Origin of the sequence: Streptomyces sp. NBC_01171 (genome assembly GCF_045039805.1) — a bacterium.
Classification (GTDB): Bacteria; Actinomycetota; Actinomycetes; order Streptomycetales; family Streptomycetaceae; genus Streptomyces.
Window position 1 is genome coordinate 5,666,946 of the sequence record NZ_CP108609.1, and the last position, 19,157, is coordinate 5,686,102.

At 73.1% G+C, this 19,157-nt stretch carries 23 protein-coding genes; 13 read left to right on the forward strand and 10 right to left on the reverse strand.

Features of this window, described 5'->3' with window-relative positions; all coding sequences use genetic code 11:
- Positions 1-7: 7 nt before the first annotated feature.
- Positions 8-181, reverse strand: coding sequence for a hypothetical protein (locus tag OG448_RS26125; RefSeq protein WP_405557328.1), 174 nt, complete (start codon positions 179-181; stop codon positions 8-10).
- A gap of 220 nt (positions 182-401) precedes the next feature.
- On the opposite strand from OG448_RS26125, the gene OG448_RS26130 reads away from it, so the two are divergent.
- Positions 402-953 carry a Clp protease N-terminal domain-containing protein gene (locus tag OG448_RS26130; RefSeq protein ID WP_405557330.1) on the forward strand — a complete coding sequence of 184 codons (552 nt, stop codon included), beginning with the start codon at positions 402-404 and terminating at the stop codon, positions 951-953.
- 70 nt (positions 954-1,023) lie between these two features.
- Positions 1,024-2,031 (forward strand): EamA family transporter, encoded by a 1,008-nt coding sequence (locus OG448_RS26135; RefSeq protein ID WP_405557332.1) that lies wholly within the window; start codon positions 1,024-1,026, stop codon positions 2,029-2,031.
- A 15-nt stretch (positions 2,032-2,046) separates the two neighbouring features.
- Here OG448_RS26135 and OG448_RS26140 read toward each other — a convergent pair whose 3' ends face one another.
- Entirely contained in the window at positions 2,047-2,748 is a 702-nt protein-coding gene (locus OG448_RS26140) for a pyridoxamine 5'-phosphate oxidase family protein (RefSeq protein WP_405557334.1), read from the reverse strand.
- Positions 2,749-2,796: 48 nt separating this feature from the next.
- Here OG448_RS26140 and OG448_RS26145 point away from each other — a divergent pair, with 48 nt between their 5' ends.
- Positions 2,797-4,125 carry an aminotransferase class I/II-fold pyridoxal phosphate-dependent enzyme gene (locus OG448_RS26145; protein ID WP_405557335.1) on the forward strand — a complete coding sequence of 443 codons (1,329 nt, stop codon included), beginning with the start codon at positions 2,797-2,799 and terminating at the stop codon, positions 4,123-4,125.
- 5 nt (positions 4,126-4,130) lie between these two features.
- Here OG448_RS26145 and OG448_RS26150 read toward each other — a convergent pair whose 3' ends face one another.
- Positions 4,131-5,072 carry a DMT family transporter gene (locus tag OG448_RS26150; protein WP_405557337.1) on the reverse strand — a complete coding sequence of 314 codons (942 nt, stop codon included), beginning with the start codon at positions 5,070-5,072 and terminating at the stop codon, positions 4,131-4,133.
- Positions 5,073-5,146: 74 nt separating this feature from the next.
- Here OG448_RS26150 and OG448_RS26155 point away from each other — a divergent pair, with 74 nt between their 5' ends.
- Entirely contained in the window at positions 5,147-6,049 is a 903-nt protein-coding gene (locus OG448_RS26155; RefSeq protein ID WP_405557339.1) for a LysR family transcriptional regulator, read from the forward strand.
- A gap of 4 nt (positions 6,050-6,053) precedes the next feature.
- Here OG448_RS26155 and OG448_RS26160 read toward each other — a convergent pair whose 3' ends face one another.
- From OG448_RS26160 to OG448_RS26170, 3 genes are all read right to left on the reverse strand, one after another.
- Positions 6,054-6,524 (reverse strand): pyridoxamine 5'-phosphate oxidase family protein, encoded by a 471-nt coding sequence (locus OG448_RS26160; RefSeq protein ID WP_405557341.1) that lies wholly within the window; start codon positions 6,522-6,524, stop codon positions 6,054-6,056.
- A 16-nt stretch (positions 6,525-6,540) separates the two neighbouring features.
- Positions 6,541-6,972 (reverse strand): Rieske 2Fe-2S domain-containing protein, encoded by a 432-nt coding sequence (locus OG448_RS26165; protein WP_405557343.1) that lies wholly within the window; start codon positions 6,970-6,972, stop codon positions 6,541-6,543.
- 132 nt (positions 6,973-7,104) lie between these two features.
- A complete protein-coding gene (locus OG448_RS26170; RefSeq protein ID WP_405557345.1) occupies positions 7,105-7,821 on the reverse strand; it encodes an HAD family hydrolase in 717 nt (238 codons plus the stop codon).
- A gap of 413 nt (positions 7,822-8,234) precedes the next feature.
- Between OG448_RS26170 and OG448_RS26175 the strand changes: the two genes are divergently transcribed.
- Positions 8,235-8,837, forward strand: coding sequence for a ScbR family autoregulator-binding transcription factor (locus tag OG448_RS26175; protein ID WP_405557346.1), 603 nt, complete (start codon positions 8,235-8,237; stop codon positions 8,835-8,837).
- 6 nt (positions 8,838-8,843) lie between these two features.
- On the opposite strand, the gene OG448_RS26180 is transcribed toward OG448_RS26175, so the two are convergent.
- Complete coding sequence (locus OG448_RS26180) at positions 8,844-10,073, reverse strand: cytochrome P450 (protein ID WP_405557347.1); 1,230 nt, start codon at positions 10,071-10,073, stop codon at positions 8,844-8,846.
- 58 nt (positions 10,074-10,131) lie between these two features.
- On the reverse strand, positions 10,132-10,521 hold the full coding sequence (locus OG448_RS26185; protein ID WP_405557349.1) for a VOC family protein: 390 nt from the start codon (positions 10,519-10,521) through the stop codon (positions 10,132-10,134).
- Positions 10,522-10,594: 73 nt separating this feature from the next.
- Between OG448_RS26185 and OG448_RS26190 the strand changes: the two genes are divergently transcribed.
- The 7 genes from OG448_RS26190 (at position 10,595) to OG448_RS26220 (ending at position 16,710) form a co-directional block, all read left to right on the forward strand.
- Positions 10,595-11,359: a HipA family kinase gene (locus OG448_RS26190; protein ID WP_405557350.1), complete on the forward strand. Its 765-nt coding sequence runs from the start codon at positions 10,595-10,597 to the stop codon at positions 11,357-11,359.
- Positions 11,356-11,805, forward strand: a complete 450-nt coding sequence (locus OG448_RS26195) for a DUF3037 domain-containing protein (RefSeq protein WP_391297851.1) — start codon at positions 11,356-11,358, stop codon at positions 11,803-11,805. Before OG448_RS26190 ends, OG448_RS26195 begins: the two co-directional genes overlap by 4 nt.
- Positions 11,806-11,949: 144 nt before the next feature.
- Positions 11,950-12,711 carry a 3-oxoacyl-ACP reductase FabG gene (gene fabG, locus OG448_RS26200; protein WP_030808836.1) on the forward strand — a complete coding sequence of 254 codons (762 nt, stop codon included), beginning with the start codon at positions 11,950-11,952 and terminating at the stop codon, positions 12,709-12,711.
- Between the two features lie 37 nt (positions 12,712-12,748).
- Positions 12,749-13,510, forward strand: a complete 762-nt coding sequence (locus OG448_RS26205) for an SDR family oxidoreductase (protein ID WP_405557352.1) — start codon at positions 12,749-12,751, stop codon at positions 13,508-13,510.
- Positions 13,511-13,709: 199 nt separating this feature from the next.
- Entirely contained in the window at positions 13,710-15,299 is a 1,590-nt protein-coding gene (locus tag OG448_RS26210; protein WP_405557354.1) for an ABC transporter substrate-binding protein, read from the forward strand.
- 80 nt (positions 15,300-15,379) lie between these two features.
- Positions 15,380-16,063, forward strand: a complete 684-nt coding sequence (gene ung / locus OG448_RS26215; RefSeq protein ID WP_405557355.1) for a uracil-DNA glycosylase — start codon at positions 15,380-15,382, stop codon at positions 16,061-16,063.
- Between the two features lie 125 nt (positions 16,064-16,188).
- Positions 16,189-16,710 carry a hypothetical protein gene (locus tag OG448_RS26220; RefSeq protein WP_405557357.1) on the forward strand — a complete coding sequence of 174 codons (522 nt, stop codon included), beginning with the start codon at positions 16,189-16,191 and terminating at the stop codon, positions 16,708-16,710.
- Positions 16,711-16,717: 7 nt separating this feature from the next.
- Here OG448_RS26220 and OG448_RS26225 read toward each other — a convergent pair whose 3' ends face one another.
- Positions 16,718-17,155 (reverse strand): hypothetical protein, encoded by a 438-nt coding sequence (locus OG448_RS26225; protein ID WP_405557358.1) that lies wholly within the window; start codon positions 17,153-17,155, stop codon positions 16,718-16,720.
- A 118-nt stretch (positions 17,156-17,273) separates the two neighbouring features.
- Positions 17,274-17,858, reverse strand: coding sequence for a TetR/AcrR family transcriptional regulator (locus OG448_RS26230; RefSeq protein ID WP_405557360.1), 585 nt, complete (start codon positions 17,856-17,858; stop codon positions 17,274-17,276).
- Positions 17,859-17,971: 113 nt separating this feature from the next.
- Between OG448_RS26230 and OG448_RS26235 the strand changes: the two genes are divergently transcribed.
- Positions 17,972-19,147: an FAD-dependent oxidoreductase gene (locus tag OG448_RS26235; protein WP_405557361.1), complete on the forward strand. Its 1,176-nt coding sequence runs from the start codon at positions 17,972-17,974 to the stop codon at positions 19,145-19,147.
- Positions 19,148-19,157 lie beyond the last annotated feature (10 nt).

Below are 19,157 nucleotides of genomic sequence, written 5' to 3' on the forward strand. Positions count from 1 at the left end.
CCGGGGCTCAGGCCACCGGCACCCGGCGTATCACCGCCGCGTCGAACAGGTCCCACGCCCGCGGGAAGGGGCCCTCGTCATGGCAGTGCCAGGCGTCCCAGAACAGGTCGGCGGGCAGTGCGTCCCCCGGGGCGTACACCCGGTAGACGTACTGCTTGCCGTCGACCGCCGGCAGGCCCACCAGCCAGCACGGGCATCGTTCCTCCACTTCATGTGAGACGTGTGAGGGAGCCGTGCGGTTGCGCCGGGGCGCGCGACGGGCCGGACGCGCCCCCGAGGCAGAAGGCGCGGCCTCATCCGTGAGGAGGAGACGGCGTACGCGGGTCTCCACTCTGCGTGGGACGCGCGAATGGTTCCCCTCGCGGATGTGAAGGGGTCGCCGTGACTGATGGGGTGGGGCCGTGGAACCCCGTACAGCCGGCCGGGCCGTCCCCGAAGAGGGCGGCGCCGGCGCACCGGACGACACCGGACTCGACGCGACGCTCGCCGCGGTCGTCGCCGGTGCCCGCCGCCGCGCCGTGCGGGACGGCGACCGGCAGATCGACACCGCCCACCTGCTGCACTCGCTCCTCGACGCGGACCCCGAGGCCCGTGCCGCCATCGGTCCCCCACTGGTGCGAGTGCTCGGCTACCTGGTGCAGCGCAGCATCGGCTACGGGCTCGGCTGGCAGCGCGTGGCGGAGGGCGGCGGCGCGCCGGGTGCCGTACCGAGACCCGTGCGGGGCGACGGCACCTTCGAGGGCCCCGAGCGCTGGTCGCCCCTCGCGGCCGAGGCCATGCGGGACGCCCGGCACACCGCCGCCCGCCGGGGCGAACTCCACGCCACCGGCCTCGATCTGCTCGCCGCCCTGGTGGCCGACCCGCGCTCCCGTGCCGTCGAGGTGCTGGAGCACGCCGGAATCCCGGCGGGCGCCCTGGCCGCCAGGAAGGCACCTCGCACCACGGGCCGCTGAGACGCGCACCCGCGTCCACCCCCTGAGACAGGTGTCAACGGGGGTGACGCTCATGTCATCGCCTGTCATCATGTTGCGCGTGCGTACGTCCGGAAACAGTGGGAGCGGCCACGGCCGAGGCGCCGGGCTGAGCCTCGCGCTGGTCTCCGCCCTGGCCTTCGGCGGGTCGGGAGTCGCGGCCAAGCCGCTGATCGAAGCGGGCCTGGACCCGCTGCACGTCGTCTGGCTCCGGGTCACCGGCGCCGCCCTGGTGATGCTGCCCCTCGCCGTGCGGCACCGCGCGCTGCTTTGGCAGCGCCCGGCGCTGCTCGCCGGGTTCGGGCTGCTCGCGGTGGCCGGAGTGCAGGCGTGCTACTTCGCCGCGCTCTCCCGCATCCCGGTCGGCGTCGCGCTGCTCGTGGAGTACCTGGCCCCGGCGCTGGTGCTCGGCTGGGTGCGGTTCGTGCAGCGGCGGCCGGTGACCAGGGCGGCCGCGCTCGGCGTGGTCCTCGCGGCCGGCGGGCTCGCCTGCGTGGTCGAGGTGTGGTCCGGGCTGCGCTTCGACGCGCTCGGCCTGCTGCTCGCCCTCGGTGCCGCCTGCTGCCAGGTCGGCTACTTCGTCCTGTCCGACCAGGGCGGCGACGCGGGGGAGCGGGCGCCCGACCCGCTCGGCGTGATCGCGTACGGCCTGATGGTCGGCGCCGTGGTGCTCACCCTCGTGGCGCGGCCCTGGACCATGGACCGTTCGGTGCTGACCGGCACCGCGCACCTCGACGGCACCCCGGTGCCCGCCCTCGCGCTGCTCGCCTGGATCGTGCTCGTCGCGACGGTCGCCGCCTACGTCACCGGCGTGCTGTCGGTACGGCGACTGTCGCCGCAGGTCGCCGGGGTCGTCGCGTGTCTGGAGGCGGTCATCGCGACCGTGCTGGCCTGGGTGCTGCTCGGCGAGCACCTGTCGCTGCCGCAGGTGGCCGGGGGTGCGGTCGTCCTCCTCGGGGCGTTCATCGCGCAGTCCTCCGCGCCGGCGAAGGGGCTGGACGAGCCGGTCGCGGCGGGCGGCGCGGAACGGGAGCTGTCGGCGCGGGGCACCGCCGCCTAGGCTCCCGGGCGCGTGTCAGGCGGTGGGGGCCTTCTTCGTCAACTCCGTCAGGTAGTCCGGCAGTTCGGTGCCGGGTGCCAGGTCGGCGTCGGCGAGCGGGGCCGCGTAGGTCTTCTGTACGGGGACGACTCCGGCCCAGTGCGGCAGGGTGAGGTCCTCCGGCTCGTCGTTGACGCCGCCGGTGCGGACCTTGGCCGAGACCTCCCGGAGGTCCAGCCGGATCACCGCCGTCGCCGCCAGTTCCTTGCGGTTGGCGGGGCGGGAGTCGGTCGAGCGGCCCGGCACGACCTGGTCCACCACGGCGTCCAGCGCTATCCGGCGCTCCTCGGGATCGGTGACCTCATGGGCGACGCCGTGCACCACCACCGAGCGGTAGTTGATCGAGTGATGGAAGGCGGAGCGTGCCAGCACCAGGCCGTCGACATGGGTGACCGTCAGGCACACCGGGAGCCCCGGATCGGCGGCGCCGGTCATCCGCAGCGGGCGCGAACCCGTGGACCCGTGCACGTAGAGCCGCTCGCCCACCCGGCCGTACAGCGTGGGCAGCACCACCGGGGCGCCGTCGCGGACGAAGCCGAGGTGGCAGAGGTAGCCCTCGTCGAGGATCGCGTGCACCGCCTCCTTGTCGTACGACGCACGCTGCGGGGCCCTGGTGGGCACGGTGCGGTCGGTCGGTGCGTAGTCGGCCTGCGGCGCTGCCTGTCCGGTGCCCTGCATGGCGGCCCTCCCTGGACTGCTGTATTGCACTAGTGCATAATTACGTTTGTGCTAGGAGAGTATCCGATTCAGGGGCGTGGCGCAGCGGAGATCGCGGCCAGCGTCGAACACGCGGTCGGCTCGGGAGAGCTGCTGCCGGGCCAACCGCTGCCACCCATGCGGGAGTTGGCGGCCCGGCTTGACGTGAATCCCAATACGGTCGCGGCCGCCTACCGCACCCTGCGCGAGCGCGGGGTGATCGAGACCGCCGGCCGCCGGGGCAGCAGGGTCCGCCCCAAGCCCGCCACCACCGGCCGCGACGAGCTGCGCCTCGACGTGCCGGAGGGTGCGCGGGACCTGTCCACCGGCAACCCCGACCCGGCGCTGCTGCCCGCCCTCGGCCCGGCGTTCGCGGAGGCCGCCGCCCGCGCGGACCGCGCCCCGGCGCTGTACGGCGACGACCCGGCCGACCCGGACCTCGTCCGCGCGGCCCGCGCCGCACTGGACGCCGACGGGGTTCCGGCCGGGCCGCTCACCCTCACCTCCGGCTCGCTCGACGCCATCGAACGCGTCCTCGCCGCCCATCTGCGGCCCGGCGACGCCGTCGCCGTGGAGGACCCCGGCTGGGGGAGCGTGCTGGACCTGATCCCGGCGCTCGGGCTGCGGCCCGTGCCCGTCGGCGTGGACGACGCGGGGCCGCTGTCCGCAGAGCTGGACGCCGCCTTGCGTTCCGGCGCCCGCGCCCTGCTCGTCACCACCCGCGCCCAGAACCCCACGGGCGCCTCGGTGAGTGCCGGCCGCGCCCGCGAACTCCGTGCCGTGCTGCGCGAGCATCCCGGCACCGTGCTGATCGAGGACGACCACGGGCATGGCTTCGTCGACCTCCCGGCCCACCCCCTGGCGGGCGCCACCCCGCACTGGGCCTTCGTCCGCTCCGTCTCCAAGACCTACGGCCCCGACCTCCGGCTCGCCGTCCTCGCCGGGGACGCCCGCACCGTCGACCTGGTCCGCGGACGCCAGCGGCTCGGCCCCGGCTGGGTGAGCCACCTGCTCCAACACGCCGTCGCCCACCTCTGGGCCGACGGCGCGGTGGGCCCGGAGGTGGCGGCGTCCTACAGCACGCGCCGCGGGCGGCTGCTCGACGCCCTCGCGGAGCGCGGCGTCACCGCCTACGGCCGCAGCGGCATGAACGTCTGGGTCCCGGTCCCCGACGAGACCGGCGCCGTCGCCCGCCTCCTCCAGTCCGGCTGGGCCGTGGCCCCCGGCGCCCGTTTCCGCCTGAACTCCCCACCCGCCGTTCGCATCACGGTCTCGCCCTTGGCCGAGGCGGACATCGTCCCGCTGGCGGACGCGGTGGCGGCGGCGGTGCGGCCGTCTCCGGGGCGGTCGTACGGGTAGGGCGGTCAGCCCTTACGCCTGACCTGGGTCAGTGCCGCCCCCGCGATGACGATCGCCGCGCCCACCGGGGTGGTCCAGCGGAGGGATTCGCCGAGGATGGTCACTCCGGCCACGGTGGCGATCACCGGGACGAAGTAGGTGACCATCTGGGCCGTGGTGGGGCCGACCTCGGCGACGAGGCCGTACTGGATGAGCATCGCCACGCCCGTGCCGAGGGCGCCCAGGGCGGCGACGGCGAGGAGCGGGACTACCGGGAAGTGGGCCGGGATGCTGGTGAACAGCGGGGTGACGAGCGCGAGTTGGAGCGTCGCGAGGAGCAGTTGCGCGCCCGTCATCGAGAGGTGGGAATTGGTCGTGCCGGCCAGGGTGCGGCGGACGTAGATCCAGCCGACCGGGTAGCTCAGGGAGGCCAGGAGGGCCAGGGCGGTGCCTCGGGCGTCCAGGCCGTGGAAGCCCTGCCAGGCGCCGAGAACCGTCAGGACACCGAGGAAGCCGAGGCCGAGTCCGGCGACGCGGATGCGGGTGGGGCGGTCCTCGGAGAGGGCCACCAGCGAGAAGGCCATGCCCCACAGCGGGGAGGTGGCGTTGCAGATGCCGGCCAGCGTGGAGGGGATCGTCAGCTCGGCGAACGCGAAGAGGGAGAAGGGGAGGGCGTTCAGGAAGAACGCGGCCACCGTCAGGTGGGCCCAGGTACGGGCGCCGCGCGGCAGCCGCTCCCGCTTCACGGCCATGGCCGCCACGAGCACCAGTGTGCCGAACAGCAGGCGACCCAAGGTGACTTGGAAGGGGGCATACGCTCCCGTACCGACCTTGATCAACAGGAAGCTGAAGCCCCAGATCAGGGACAGCAGGCCGAAGCGCAGCCGCCAGTCGAGCAGACGGGGCGGGCGTGCGGGGGTCGAAGTGTCAGCGGGGGACTGGGTCCGGGAAGGGGTGACCGTGCTCATGCCGTCAAAGATGCTGGACGCAACTTCGTAGCACAATCGAGAATCCAAGCGCGGTACCGTTTAGGATCGCTTACATGTTGAACCTGGAGCGCCTGCGCACCCTGCACGCCTTCGCCCGGCACGGCTCGGTCAGCGCCGCCGCCGAGGCGCTGCACGTGACCACGTCCGCGGTGTCCCAGCAGCTCGGCAAGCTGGAGCGGGAGGCCGGGCAGCGCCTGCTCGCCAAGAACGGGCGCGGGGTACGGCTCACGGACGCCGGACGCCTGCTGTCCGAGCACGCCGCCCGCATCCTCTCCCAGGTCGAGCTGGCCCAGTCCGACCTGGAGGCACACCGGGGCCAGGTCGCCGGGGAACTCAGGATGTCCGCGTTCCCCACCGCCGCCCGGGGCCTCTTCCCCGCCGCGCTCGCCACACTGCGCACCCAGCACCCCGCCCTGCGGCTCCGCTCCTGCGAGCTGGAGCCGGAACTCGGCGTCGCCGGGGTCGCGCGCGGCGACCTGGACCTCGCGGTCGTCCTCGACTGGTACAACAAGCCGATGCCGGTGCCCGACGGCCTGGTCAAGGAACCCCTGCTGGACGACCCCGCTGAGGTCGCCCTGCCCGCCGGGCACCCGCTGGCCGGCCGGGACGAGGTCGACCTCGCGGAGTTCGCCGGGGACGAGTGGATCACCTGGGGCGAGGGCGAGTTCTGCCACGAGTGGCTGCTGTTCACCCTGCGTTCCAAGGGTGTCGAACCCCTCGTCGGCCACCGCGCGGGCGAGACCCACACCCAACTGGCGCTGGTCGCCGCCGGGCTCGGCGTGTGCATCGCACCCCTGCTGGGCCGCGACCCCGTACCGCCCGGCGTCGCCCTCGTCCCGCTCAAGCAGCGGGTGCGGCGGCACGTCTACGTGCTGTGGCGCGCCGACGCCGACCGACGGCCCTCGATCCGGGCCGCCGTCGACGCCCTGCGCACGGCGGCCGCGCGGCTCGGCTGAACCCTCAACGTCCGCTGAGCTTGCGGAAGTCCCAGGACACGACCTTCTCCGGGGTCAGTCGGGCCCAGGCGTGCCGGCCGTCGTGCGGCATCTCGTCCATGCCGAAGTTCTTCCGCGCGAACAGCGTCTCCGCCGTGTCGAGTTCGGCGCACAGCTCCCCGGTGCGGGGCACCTCGCCCACGAACTCCACCCGCCCGGACAGCTCGGCCCCGCGCAACTGGTCGTACTCCTCACCGGAGTCGACGACCACCGCCACCCGGGAGTCGTGCCGGAGCTGGGTCCAGCGTCTGCTGCGCACCACGGAGTAGAGCCACAGCGAGGTGCCGTCCCAGGCGAACCACAGCGCGCTCACGTGCGGGGTGCCGTCCGCCGAGACGGTCGCCACCCGGCAGGTGCGCTGACTGGTCAGGAATTCGTCCAGCTCACCGGGCGTCATCATGATCTTCCGGCCCCGGCGCTGCTGCGTGACGGTCATGTGGCCCCCTTCCCGGTCAGGCCAGCTTGATCTCGTCGCCGGCCACGGTGATCTTCTCCTCGGGCAGCGGAGCCGTCGCCGGCCCGTGTTTCACGCTGCCGTCCGCCACCGAGAAGTGGCTGTTGTGACACGGGCAGACGATCACCCCGTCCGCGACACTGCCCACCGCGCAGCCCTGGTGCGTGCACTTGGCGGAGAAGGCCTTGTACGTGCCCGCGCTGGGCTGGGTGACCACCACGCCCTTGTCCTTGAAGATCTTGCCGCCGCCCTCCGGGATGTCGGCGGTCTTGGCGAGGGCGTCCCCGGCGGAACCGGAGCCGACCGCGTCCGAACCGCCGTCGTCCGAACCGCAGGCCGCCAGCGCCACGGTGAGTCCGGCCGCTCCCGCTGCCGCGATCACGGTACGCCGGTCCGGTCCGGCAGTGGGTCGGGGCGTTGCGCTGGTCATGGGGCGTTTCCTTCCGCCGGGGTGAGCGTTCTTGATCCGTCCAGGGGTACGGCCCCGTGGCACCTGACGTTCATCGACGGCCCCGATCCTCGCCGCCCGGGCATGAGGGCGGCGTAAGAGCCGTACCCCGGATCAACTCGCGGCGGGCGGCGCCCAGGTGTGCACCCAGGTCAGCAACTCCGGTGTGTGCAGCGCCGGTACCCACAGGTCGGCCCGGTGGGCGTCGTCCCCGTCCGGCCGGGGACCGACGCCCAGCACGCGCAGCCGGGCACGGCCGGCCGACTCCACGCCGGTCAGCGAGTCCTCGACGGCCAGTGCCTCCTCCGCGCGCACCCCGCACAGCCGGGCCGCCGTCTCGTACACGTCCGGCCACGGCTTGGGGCGGACCGTACCCGTCTCGCCGGCCGGGGTCGCGGAGGGGACGACGATGTGCGCGAAGTGGCCGCGCAGCCCGGCCCGTTCGAGGCTCGCCTCCACCACCTCCGAGGGACAGTTGCTGGCCACGGCGAGGGGGAGTCTGCCGGAGAGCAGCCGCACGAGTTCGACGGCGCCCGGCATCGTCACCGGGTCGTCCGCGACGAGGGCGAGGAAGTGGTGGAGGAGTGCCGCCGTGAGGTCGGTGGTCAGCTCCGGCTTGTGCACCGCCTCGGCCATCAGCCGCCCGCAGTCGGCGTAGTGCACCCCCTTGGCCTGGTCGGCGAAGCCGGGCGGGGCCTGGAGGCCGAAGCCCCGGAAGGCCCGGCTGCGGGCCTCCTGCCAGTGGCGTTCGCTGTCCATCAGCGTGCCGTCGCAGTCGAAGACGACGGCCTTGGGGGACCAGCCCAGCAGATGATGGCCCGTGGTGGACACAATGACCTCCCTGGAACGGGCATTCCCGGCATAGCTCGGGAAACGGAAACATCGTGTCGGCTACGTTATTTGCATGCTCAGAGTGAAGAAATGACTACAAAGAGTTATCGACGGTGAGGGGTTTCGGGGTGTATGCGCACTCGGGGCGAGCGGAGGCGGGAGTGGTCACCGGGGTCGCCAACGGCTTTGTGTGAAACCACAGTTGAGGCATGTTCGCTACAAGGCCGTCCCCCATGCACGAGGGCCGCCGCTCCACCGGCGAAGTACCGAATCGGTGGGGTTGCGCACCCTTTACCACTCGCCAGCGTTCATCCTCGAAAGAAATGCGCAATTACCGCGCGAGTGTGGTTGCGGGTTGCCCCCGGCGCACGCGGGCGCACTACATTCTTCGGCGTCGGGAACATTGAGCGAGGGTGGACGGGACGTTGCAGGAACGGGCCAGGGCAACGCGCCGATCACTCCTGGAGGCGGCTGCCTCCCTCTTCGCCGAACGCGGGTACGCGGGCACCAGCGTCAACGACATAAGCAGCAGGTCGGGGCGGACGAGCGGCGCCGTGTACTTCCATTACGCGAGCAAGGAGGGCATCGCCCTCGCCGTCGTCCAGGATCGTTTCGCCACCTGGCCCGAACTCACCGCCCGGTATACGAACGACAAGGTCCCGCCGATGGACCGGCTGGTCGCGCTGAGCTACGACATCGCCAAAGCCCTGGCCGAGGACCCCGTGACACGCGGGGGCGCCAGGCTGTGGGCCGAGCGCGAGGTCATCAACACCACGCTCCCCGATCCCTTCGCCCTCTGGACCGCCGCCACCACCCGCCTGCTGGCCCAGGCACGGGCCACCGGCCAACTGGCCCCGCACATCAGGCCCGCCCCCACCGCCCGCGCCCTGGTGCGCGCCTTCTTCGGCCTCTGCTCGCTGACCGAGGCGCTGGAGGGCACCGCCCCCATCACCGCCCGCCTGGCCGAGTGGTGGCACCTCACCCTGCCGTCCCTCCAGGCGGCACCCAAGCGCTGAGGCCGGTCAGAGGCGCACCGGCAGCTCCCGCACGCTGTTGCCCACGAAGCCGGCGTGCCGGGGCAGGTCCTCCTCCGGCACGACGAGTTCGAGGTCCGGGAAGCGGGTGAACAGCCGCTCCAGCGCGACCGTGGCCTCCAGCCGGGCCAGCGGAGCGCCCAGGCAGTAGTGGGCGCCGTGCCCCAGCGACAGGTTGCGCACGGCGTCGGCGCGGGCCGGGCGGGTGACGTCGAAACGGTCGGCGTCCGGGCCGTGCGCCGCCTTGTCGCGTCCGGCGGCGGAGTAGCCGGCCAGGACCGCGGTGCCCGCCGGGATCGTCGTACCGTCGACGGTGAGGTCCCGTACCGGGTAGCGGAACGGGAAGTAGCTCACCGGCGAGTCCCAGCGCAGGGTCTCCTCCACCACGTCGGCCCAGCTCGCAGCCCCGGAACGGACCAGGTCGAGCTGGTCGCGGTGGGCGCACAGGGCACGTACGGCGTTGGTGATCAGGTTCAGGGTGGTCTCGTGCCCGGCCACGATCAGCAGTACCAGCGTGCCGATCAGCTCCTCCTGCCCGAGCCGGTCGCCGTCCTCGTCACGGGCCGCGATGAGGGCGCTGGTCAGGTCGTCGCCGGGGTGCGCGGCCCTGCTCGCGGCTATCTCGCCGAGGACGGCGACGAGTTCGCGGTTGGCGGCCAGCGCGGCCTCCGGCCCGATGTCGGTCGCCACCACCTGATCGCTGAGCCGGTGCAGACGGTCACGGAACTGCTCGTCCACACCGAGGAGTTCACAGATGACACCCATTGGCAGCGGGAGCGCGAAGCGCTGCCGGAGGTCGACGACGCCGTCGGCCGCCGCCAGGTCGTCCAGCAGTGCGTCGGTCAACTCCTCGACGCGCGGCCGGAGTCCGTCCACCCGGCGCGGGGTGAAGGCCCGGCTGACCAGGGACCGCAGCCGCCGGTGGTCCGTCCCGTCGGCCGTGGTCATGCCGCGCACGGTGGCGAACGTCAGCAGCGGCCAGCCGGGCGTGATCCGGCCCTCGTGCAGCGCCTTGAAGTGCCTCACGTCCTTGGCGACGTCGGGATGCTGGAGGAACTCCCGCAGCGCGTCGTGGCCCAGGACGGCCATCCCCTCGATCTTGCCCGGCAGTTCGACGGGCGCCACCGCGCCGCGGGCCAGCAGGCGGGCGTTGTCGGCGTGCGGGCAGCCCCCGGCGGGGTAGAGGCGGTGCGGGGCTCCGGAGGGCGAGGTCTCCATGGTGCTCCTGACGTCGTACGGCCGGGAGGGGTGCGTCGCCGATCGTAGGGGTGGCGGGTCAGCCGAGGTAGTGGGCGCGGCCGTCGTCGTCCAGCTCGAAGGGGCCGTCGGGGATGACGCAGAACTCGTTGCCCTCCGGGTCCGCCATCACCAGGAACCCGCCCTCGTCGTACTCGGTCAGCCGGCGCCCGCCGAGCGCCTCGACGCGCCGCTGCTCGGCGGCCGGGTCGGCGGCGGTGACGTCGAAGTGCACGCGGTTCTTGCCGGACTTGGGGCCGTCGGCCCGCTGGAACCCGAGGCCCAGGCCGTCCTCGCGCCGGAGCCATACGTAGGGGCCCGTGCGGCCCACGACCGGCCTGCCGAGCAGCTCGGACCAGAACGCGGCGAGCCGCTCGGGGTCGGCGGCGTCGACGATGAGGGCGTTGATGCGCAGCGGAGTGTTCGTCATGCGCCGATCCTCGCAGGAGCGGGGCCGGAACAGGGGCCGAGGTGGGTCGTCGTACGCGAGATAGCCTGGGCAAATGCTGACCGAAGTCACCGCCACCCGGTTCGTCACGCCCCTGCGTGAGGGCGGCTCGCTGCCGGGGCTCGTCGAGGCCGACGATCTCGGGCTCTACGTCCTGAAGTTCACCGGCGCCGGGCAGGGCCGCAAGACCCTGGTCGCCGAGGTCGTCTGCGGGGAACTCGCCCGGCGCCTCGGTTTCCGGGTGCCCGAGCTGGTGACCGTCGGCCTTGACCCCGTGCTCGGACTGGGTGAGCCCGAGCGGCAGGTGCAGGACCTGCTGCGCGCCAGCGGGGGCGCCAACCTCGGCATGGACTTCCTCTCCGGCGCCCTCGGCTACGACCCGCTCGCCTTCCCGGTCAACCCCGAGGAGGCGGGCCGGATCGTGTGGTTCGACGCGCTGGTCAACAACGTCGACCGCTCCTGGCGCAACCCCAACCTCCTGGTGCACCGGGGCGGGCTGTGGCTCATCGACCACGGCGCCACCATGATCTGGCACCACAACTGGCCCTCCGTGGACGCCTCCGCCGCCCGGCCCTACGACGCCGCCGACCACGCCCTCGCCCGATTCGCGCCCGACGTCACCGCCGCAGCGGCCGACCTGGCCCCCCTGGTCACCGAGGAGCTGCTCGCCGAGGTCACCGCCCAGATCCCCGACGCCTGGCTGGCCGACGAGCCCGGCTTCGACACCCCCGACGACCTGCGCCGTGCCTACGCGCGCCCGCTGCTCGCCCGCGCGGGCACCGTCCACGAACGTATCGAGGGCCTCAAGGAGAGCAAGTGAGCGAGCACCACATCCACATGGCCGGAGATGTGGTCGAGCGCCACATCATCCGGGGCGGCCAGGGCGGCGACCGCGAGGTGTACGAGTACGCCCTGCTGCGGGTCGTCCCCCGTGTCGAGCGCGGCGAGCGGATCAACGCGGGCGTGATCGTCTACTGCCGCGCCCGCGGTTACGTCGGCGCCCGCACCCACCTGGACGAGGCCCGGCTCCTCGCGCTCGACCCGGACGCGGACGTGGCCGGGGTGCGGGCCGCGCTCGGTGCGGTGGAGCGGATCTGCGCGGGCGGGGAGGAGGCCGGGCAGGCGGCCGGCGACGACGCCGGGCGGCGTTTCCGCTGGCTGATCGCGCCCCGCTCCACGGTCGTGCGACCCGGACCGGTGCACACCGGGCTGACCGCCGACCCGGTGGCCGAGACGGAGCGTCTGCTGGACCTCCTGGTGAGGTAATGGATCACACCGCCCGGTGTCCCGTTGACACCGGGTGCCAGGGCTTCTAGCGTCACGGGTGCTGAAGGTACTAAGCGGTCGCTCACCGCACGGCGGGTCCGGTCCGGACCGGCCGGGTTCTCTCAAGGGCGAGGAGAAGCAGCAATGTCCACCACAGAACAGCGGGTCGCGGTAGTCACCGGCGCGGCGCGCGGCATCGGCGCCGCCACCGCCGTCCGGCTGGCCGCCGAGGGTCACGCCGTCGCCGTCGTCGACCTGGACGAGGCCGCCTGCAAGGACACCGTCGAGAAGATCACCTCGGCGGGCGGCAAGGCCCTCGCGGTCGGTGCCGACGTCTCCGACGAGGCGCAGGTCGAGGCCGCCGTCGCGCGGATCGCGGAGGAGCTGGGCGCGCCGACCATCCTGGTCAACAACGCCGGTGTGCTCCGCGACAACCTGCTGTTCAAGATGAGCGTGTCCGACTGGGACACCGTGCTCGGCGTGCACCTGCGCGGCTCGTTCCTGATGACCAAGGCCGTGCAGAAGCACATGGTGGACGCGGGCTTCGGCCGGGTCGTCAACCTGTCCTCGTCCTCCGCGCTCGGCAACCGCGGCCAGGCCAACTACTCGGCCGCCAAGGCGGGTCTGCAGGGCTTCACCAAGACTCTCGCCATCGAGCTGGGCAAGTTCGGCATCACCGCCAACGCCGTCGCCCCCGGCTTCATCGCCACCGAGATGACCAAGGCCACGGCCGACCGCGTCGGCATGGGCTTCGACGACTTCAAGAAGGCCGCCGCCACCCAGATCCCGGTCCAGCGCGTCGGTGAGCCCGAGGACATCGCCAACGCCATCGCCTTCTTCACCGGCGAGGCGGCCGGATTCGTCTCCGGCCAGGTGCTGTACGTCGCGGGCGGACCGCTCGACTAGCCGGTCCGGACCCCGAGGAACCCTGGAGCACACGGACATGACTGAACTCCCCGCACTCTCCGGCAAGGCCGCGCTCGTCACGGGCGCCAGCCGGGGCATCGGCTACGGTGTCGCGGAGGCCCTGGTGGCGCGCGGCGACCGCGTGGTCATCACCGGCCGCAACGAGGAGGCGCTGAAGGAGGCCGTCGAGCGGCTCGGCGCCGACCGCGTCATCGGCGTCGCCGGCAAGGCCCACGACCTCGCCCACCAGACCGAGGCCGTCGAACGCGCCATGGAAGCGTTCGGCCGCGTCGACTATCTGATCAACAACGCGGGCACCAACCCGGTCTTCGGCCCCATCGCCGACGTCGACCTGGACGTGGCCCGCAAGGTGTTCGAGACCAACGTGATCTCGGCGCTCGGCTTCGCCCAGAAGACCTGGCACGCCTGGCAGCGGGAGAACGGCGGCGCGATCGTCAACATCGCCTCCGTCGCCGGTATCGCGCCCTCGCCGTTCATCGGCGCGTACGGCGTGAGCAAGGCCGCGATGATCAACCTGACCCAGCAGCTCGCGCACGAGTTCGCGCCGAAGGTGCGGGTCAACGCCATCGCCCCGGCGGTCGTGAAGACCAAGTTCGCCGAGGCGCTGTACGAGGGCCGGGAGGAGGAGGCGGCCGCCGCCTACCCGCTCGGCCGGCTCGGCGTCCCCTCCGACATCGGCGGGGCCGCGGCCTTCCTCACCTCCGCGCAGTCCGACTGGGTAACCGGTCAGACGCTCGTCGTGGACGGCGGCATCTTCCTCAACGCCGGGGTGGGCTGACCCCGTCCGGCACGCGCCACCACGGGCGCCGTTCCCCTTCAGGGGGAGCGGCGCCCGTGCGCGTTCCGGAGGGGGTCGCGACCGTGACAACGTAGTCATCCCATAACCGTTCAACAACCCATGTTTCAGGGGAGGTTCAGGAGGTCTCGGGCTGCGGTATGGTCTGCCGCCTTGGTACGGCGGATCGAGGAGCGAGCGCGTGTTCAAGCGGAACAGAGTCCGGCGCAGGGTCGCGGCGGCCGTGTCCCTGACGTCCCTCATCACCCTGCTGCCCGGCTGCGGACTGCTCTCCGACGGCGGCCCGGACGACAGCAGCCCGATCGTGGTGGGGACGACGAGCGCGCCGAGCACCCTGGACCCGGCGGGCGCCTGGGACGGCTCCTGGGAACTGTTCCGCAACGTGTACCAGACCCTGCTGGCCTACCCGAACGGCGCGACCACCCCCCAGCCGGACGCCGCCGAGAGCTGCTCCTTCACCGACTCCACCAGCCGCACCTACCGCTGCAAGTTGCGTGCCGGGCTGAAGTTCGCCGACGGCCACCCGCTCGACGCCGAGGCCGTCCGGCACTCCATCGACCGCATCCGCACCATCAACGCCCCGAGCGGCCCGGCCGGACTGCTGGAGGGGCTGGACCGGGTGGAGACCGCCGGCGCGCGGGAGATCGTCTTCCACCTCAAGAAGCCCGACGCCACCTTCCCGTTCGTCCTCGCCACCCCCGCCATGTCCCTCGTCGACCCGCGCGAGTACCCCGCGGGCTCGCTGCGCAAGGACACGGACGTGCACGGCTCCGGCCCGTACCGGCTGGAGTCCTACGACGAGGGCAAGCAGGCCGTGCTGGTGCGCAACGACCGGTACGAGGGCTTCGCCGAGCGGCAGAACCGGGCGGTCACCATCCGGTACTTCCAGGACTCCGCCGCGATGGTCAAGGCCCTGCGCGACAAGCGCATCGACGTCACCTACCGGGGACTCGCCGCCGACGACATCCTCACCCTCCAGCAGCAGGCCCCGGCCGGTCTGCAACTGGTCGACGGCACCGGCACCGACATCAGCTACCTGGTGTTCAACCCCAAGGACCGCTGGGCCGGGAACGCCGCCGTGCGCAAGGCCATAGCCCAGGTCGTGGACCGGGGCGCCATCGCGCACAAGGTGTACCGGGACACCGTCGAACCGCTGTACTCGATGGTCCCCAAGGGCCTGACCGGCCACGCCACCTCCTACTTCGACCGCTTCGGCGAGCCCAGCGCCGGCAAGGCCCGCGCGATCCTCGCCGAGGCGGGCATCAAGCAGCGGGTCCCGCTCACGTTCTGGTACGCCTCCGACCGCTACGGCTCCGAGACCGGCGTGATGTTCCGGGAGCTGAAGCGGCAACTGGAGGACTCCGGGCTGTTCACCATCACCCTGCGCGCCCGCCCCTGGAAGACCTATGTGACCGGCTACCAGAAGGGGGAGTACCCGGTGTTCGGCCGGGGCTGGTTCCCGGACTTCCCCGACGCGGACAACTTCATCGCGCCCTTCGTCGGCGAGCACAACGCGCTGGGCACCCCCTACGTGAGCAAGAAGATCACCGGCGAGCTGCTGCCCCGGTCGCGGGCGCAGGGGGACCGGGTTCAGGTGGTGAAGGACCTGACGGCCGCCCAGCGGATCATGGTGGACGACGCCCGGCTGATCCCGCTCTGGCAGGGGCGCCAGTACATCGCCGCGAGCGAGGACATCTCCGGGGGCGAGCGCGCCCTCGACCCCTCGACGATCATGATGATGTGGGAGCTGAACCGGAAGACGAGCTGGTGAGCGGCCTGCCGTCGGCGTTGTCAGTGGTCGCCTGTAGGTTCTGAAGCCTTGGAAGTGACCGCCGATCGTGAGGGACCGACGTGACCGACATCGCCATGCTGCCCCAGTCCTGGCAGGGCGTTCTGGGCGACGAACTCCAGCAGCCGTACTTCAAGGAGCTGACGGAGTTCGTCGAGGAGGAGCGGGCGAAGGGTCCCGTCTACCCGCCGCGCGAGGAGGTCTTCGCGGCGCTGGACGCGACGCCGTACGACAAGGTCAAGGTGCTCGTGCTCGGCCAGGACCCGTACCACGGCGAGGGCCAGGGACACGGCCTGTGCTTCTCGGTGCGGCCCGGTGTGAAGACCCCGCCGTCGCTGCGGAACATCTACAAGGAGATGCACCAGGAGCTGGACCTGCCCGTCCCGGACAACGGCTATCTGATGCCGTGGGCCGAACAGGGCGTCCTGCTGCTGAACGCGGTGCTCACCGTGCGCTCCGGCGAGGCCAACTCGCACAAGGGCAAGGGCTGGGAGAAGTTCACGGACGCGGTGATCCGCGCGGTGGCCGACCGTCCCGACCCGGCGGTCTTCGTGCTGTGGGGCAACTACGCGCAGAAGAAGCTGCCGCTGATCGACGAGACGCGGCACGTGGTGGTCAAGGGCGCGCACCCCTCGCCGCTGTCCGCGAAGAAGTTCTTCGGCTCGCGCCCCTTCACCCAGATCAACGAGGCCGTCGCCGCGCAGGGCCACGAGCCGATCGACTGGCGCATCCCCGACCTGGGCTGACCGGGGACCGGCCAGGCGGTCTCACCGTTCCGTTCGGGGCCGCCTGCCCGGGATCGCCGCCGGCTGCGGTTAGCGTCATGGGCGGACGGCCGACGAGCGGCCGGATGACGGGTCCGGAGGGCGCGGTGGCGGAGCGACAGGAGCAGACGGCGCCCGATGCCCTGCTGGGCCGGATCGGGCAGATCGTCATGCTGCACCGGGGCGGCGACCGCGAGGAGGCCCGGCGCCGGCTGCTGGAGCTGTGGGCCGAGACGGCCGAGTCCGGTGACCCGCTGCACCGCTGCACCCTCGCCCACTACCTGGCCGACACCCAGGACGACCCGGCGGACGAACTCGCCTGGGACCTGAGGGCGTTGTCGGCGGCCGACGAGCTGACCGACGGCCGCCCCGGCGCCGACCCCGCGAGCGTGCGCGGCTTCTACCCCTCGCTGCACCTCAGCCTCGCGGCCGACTACCTCAAGCTGGACCGCGCCGACGCCGCCCGCACCCATCTGCGCCGCGCCCGCCGCGCGGCCGACACCCTCCCCGACGACGGCTACGGCACCGGCGTCCGGGCCGCGATCAGCCGCCTGGAACTCCGCCTCCCCGACACCGGCCCCGCGGAGGGCGACGGCTGGGGACCGCCGAGACAGCGGCCGGTGAACTAGCCGGCGCTCAGCGCCCGTACGCCCGCTCGCAGATCGTCGACTGCGGGCTGTTCTTGGGCCAGCCGCCGTACTTCTTGCCCAGCGCGCACACGTTCGGGATCTGCGGTACTGCGCGGGGCGCGTGCGGGGTGTCGGCGCGCGGCCGGTCCGGGTACGCCCGGCGGGGGGCCGGGGCGACGGGCGTCCGCCGGGGCTCGGGCACGACGGCGGGCGCCGGGCGGTGCGGCTTCTCGGCGCTGGGGGAGGGGCCGGTCCGTTCCAGCGACTCCTGCCCCGGCTCCTGGTCCATGCGGGGCAGCGCGCTCCCGTCCGGCCGGGCCGCCGCCGCCCGCGAGGGCGGGCCGCCCGGCCCCGAAGCGGGCACCGCCGGCCCGTGCACGGTCATACACCCGGTCAGAGTCGTGACGGCCACCAGCAGCGCCGCGGCAGACGAAGTTCGATCCACCCGCCCACTCTGCGCACCCCTGCGCCCGCCATCCACCACCGACGTGCTCGCGATGCCCCACACGAGTGATCTCTCGCCCCGCGGGGAGGGCGTGGCGCGGACGCAGGGTGACGCGCGCTCAGTGACCGAGCATGCCGCGGAGCAACTCCCGCAGCCCGGTCCGCACTTCGTCCAGGCCCGGCGGACGGTTGCTGAAGGTGCCCACCGCGCAGGTGAACATGAGGCCGTCCGCCCAGGCGATGAGGGAGAGGACGTGGCGCTCGGGGGCGGGGGAGCCCGCCGCGCGGAGCAGGGTGGTCAGGTGGTCCCGGAAGACGGCGCCGGTGGCGTCGTAGTAGGCGCGCAACTCGGGGCGGCGGGTGGCCTCCAGGGCGAGTTCGTACCGGGCGATCAGGAGGGGGCGGCCCTCGGTGAGGGAGCGGTGGACCGCCAGGGCGAGGGCGTCGGCCAGGGCGTCCGGGCCGCCCGCCGGGTCGGGCATCCCGGCCGGGGCCAGCAGATGGGCCTCTCGCTCGGCGTGCCGGCGTACGGCCAGTTCGAGGAGGGCCTGGCGGGTGCGGGCCACGTTCGAGGTGGAGCCCAGGGGGAGTCCGGCCGCCTCGTCCACGGCCCGGTGCGTCAGGCCGCGCATGCCGCGCTCGGCGAGCAGGGCGAGGGCGGTGTCGGCGACGAGGTCGGCGCGGGACGGGCTGGGTGCGGACATGGGGCGACCCTATCCGGGGGACGGTGGCACCCCGGCGGGGCTGGTGGTGGCACTACGGGCGTAGTACGGTGGAGGTCCACTACAGGAGTAGTCCCACGTTCCATGGAGGAGTCATGGCGAAGGCGGCGCGGGCGCTGGTCATCGGCGGCGGCATCGGGGGTCTCACCGCGGCGGCCGCCCTTGACCGGCGCGGCTGGGACGTCACCGTGCTGGAGCGGGCGCCCTCGCTGGAGCCGGTCGGCGCCGCCATCTCGCTCGCGCCCAACGCCCTGCGCGCGCTGGACACGCTGGGCCTCGGCGACGAGATCCGCGACCTGGCCGCCTGGCAGGGCGAGGGCGGACTGCGCACCCCGGGCGGCCGCTGGCTGGCCAAGTCCGACCCCGAGGCGCTGGCCGCGCGCTTCGGCGGCCCCCTCGTCCTGCTGCCCCGCACCACCCTGGTCGACCGCCTCGCCGCCCTCCTCCCGCCCGGCACCGTCCGCACGGCGTCCCCCGCCACCCTCACCCACCCCGGCGACACCCACCGGCCCGCCCAAGTGACCGTAGGCGCAGAGGTGTGGGAGGCCGACCTCGTGATCGGCGCCGACGGCGTCAACTCGCTTGTCCGCGCAGCCCTGTTCCCCGCCCACCCCGGCGCGGTGTACGCCGGCTTCACCACCTGGCGCCTCCTGATCCCGGTGCCCGGCGCACACTTCGCCTCGCACGAGACCTGGGGCCGGGGCCGCATCTGGGGCACCCACCCGCTCAAGGACGGACGGGTCTACGCCTACGCGGCCGCCACCGCCCCCGCAGGACGGCGCGCCCCGGACGACGAGAGGGCCGAACTGCTGCGCCGGTACGGCGACTGGCACGACCCGATCCCCGTCGTGCTCGCCGCCGCCCGCCCCGAGGACGTGCTCCGCCACGACGTCCACCACATCGCCGAACCGCTGCCCGCCTTCCACTCCGGCCGCGTAGCCCTCCTCGGTGACGCCGCGCACGCCATGCCGCCGACCCTCGGGCAGGGCGGCAACCAGGCCGTCGAGGACGCCGTCGTGCTCGCCCACCACGGCGCCGACCTCGCCGCGTACACCGCGGCCCGGCTCCCGCGCACCACCGGCATCGCCCGCCAGGCCGTCCGGGCGGCCCGCCTCAACATGGCGGGCGGCCGCGCGGCCGTAACCGTCCGCGACACCGCCGTGGCCGCCCTTGCCAAGGCCGCCCCCGCGCTGCTGCTGCGGTCCTTCGACGGCATCGCCGACTGGCGCCCGCCGTATGCTTCCGAGGACGAGAACGTGGGACAGCGGTAGGGAGAACACA

Excerpts from the sequence above, each read along its gene's own strand:
- OG448_RS26135 (WP_405557332.1), top strand. The coding sequence starts at position 1,024 with ATGTTGCGCGTGCGTACGTCCGGAAACAGTGGGAGCGGCCACGGCCGA.
- OG448_RS26140 (WP_405557334.1), bottom strand. The coding sequence starts at position 2,748 with ATGCAGGGCACCGGACAGGCAGCGCCGCAGGCCGACTACGCACCGACC.
- OG448_RS26150 (WP_405557337.1), bottom strand. The coding sequence starts at position 5,072 with ATGAGCACGGTCACCCCTTCCCGGACCCAGTCCCCCGCTGACACTTCG.
- OG448_RS26155 (WP_405557339.1), top strand. The coding sequence starts at position 5,147 with ATGTTGAACCTGGAGCGCCTGCGCACCCTGCACGCCTTCGCCCGGCAC.
- OG448_RS26160 (WP_405557341.1), bottom strand. The coding sequence starts at position 6,524 with ATGACCGTCACGCAGCAGCGCCGGGGCCGGAAGATCATGATGACGCCC.
- OG448_RS26165 (WP_405557343.1), bottom strand. The coding sequence starts at position 6,972 with ATGACCAGCGCAACGCCCCGACCCACTGCCGGACCGGACCGGCGTACC.
- OG448_RS26180 (WP_405557347.1), bottom strand. The coding sequence starts at position 10,073 with ATGGAGACCTCGCCCTCCGGAGCCCCGCACCGCCTCTACCCCGCCGGG.
- OG448_RS26185 (WP_405557349.1), bottom strand. The coding sequence starts at position 10,521 with ATGACGAACACTCCGCTGCGCATCAACGCCCTCATCGTCGACGCCGCC.
- OG448_RS26190 (WP_405557350.1), top strand. The coding sequence starts at position 10,595 with ATGCTGACCGAAGTCACCGCCACCCGGTTCGTCACGCCCCTGCGTGAG.
- fabG (WP_030808836.1), top strand. The coding sequence starts at position 11,950 with ATGTCCACCACAGAACAGCGGGTCGCGGTAGTCACCGGCGCGGCGCGC.
- OG448_RS26205 (WP_405557352.1), top strand. The coding sequence starts at position 12,749 with ATGACTGAACTCCCCGCACTCTCCGGCAAGGCCGCGCTCGTCACGGGC.
- OG448_RS26230 (WP_405557360.1), bottom strand. The coding sequence starts at position 17,858 with ATGTCCGCACCCAGCCCGTCCCGCGCCGACCTCGTCGCCGACACCGCC.
- OG448_RS26235 (WP_405557361.1), top strand. The coding sequence starts at position 17,972 with ATGGCGAAGGCGGCGCGGGCGCTGGTCATCGGCGGCGGCATCGGGGGT.